Origin of the sequence: Pseudomonas sp. SWRI51, assembly GCF_014268825.1 — a bacterium.
GTDB classification, from domain to species: domain Bacteria; phylum Pseudomonadota; class Gammaproteobacteria; order Pseudomonadales; family Pseudomonadaceae; genus Aquipseudomonas; species Aquipseudomonas farsensis.
Genome location: NZ_JABWRG010000186.1, coordinates 1 through 600, shown reverse-complemented (window position 1 = coordinate 600; position 600 = coordinate 1). Strand labels below are relative to the sequence as shown.

Sequence of the window (600 nt, the reverse complement as noted above, 5' to 3'; positions counted from 1 at the left end):
GACGCTGGCGTTGGATGTCGATCATGGCGCTGAGGATGCGACGAATCCAAACGTATCGGTCTGCCCGGAAAACCTGGCCTATGTGATTTACACCTCCGGTTCCACGGGTCGCCCGAAAGGGGCGGGCAACCGTCATTCGGCGCTGGTGAACCGTCTGTGCTGGATGCAACAGGCGTACGGTCTCGATGCCAGCGACACCGTGCTGCAAAAGACGCCATTCAGCTTCGACGTCTCGGTGTGGGAATTCTTCTGGCCGCTGATGACCGGCGCTCGTCTGGTAGTCGCTGCGCCTGGCGATCACCGTGATCCGGCGCGCCTGGTCGAGCTGATTACGACCGAACAGGTCAGCACGTTGCACTTCGTGCCGTCGATGTTGCAGGCGTTCCTGCAAGACAGCGGGGTTGCCCGCTGCACCAGCCTCAAGCGCATCGTGTGCAGTGGCGAAGCCTTGCCAGCCGATGCCCAGCAGCAAGTCTTCGCCAAGCTGCCGCAAGCCGGGCTCTACAACCTGTACGGCCCCACCGAAGCGGCCATCGACGTGACCCACTGGACCTGCCGCGAAGAAGGCCGCGACAGCGTGCCGATTGGCGAGCCAATCGC

The 600-nt window shown here is 63.0% G+C and carries 1 protein-coding gene; it reads left to right on the top strand.

Features of this window, described 5'->3' with window-relative positions; translation table 11 throughout:
* Positions 1-600 (top strand): AMP-binding protein (locus HU720_RS23945; protein WP_186523627.1); only part of this gene is annotated, 600 nt, incomplete at both ends.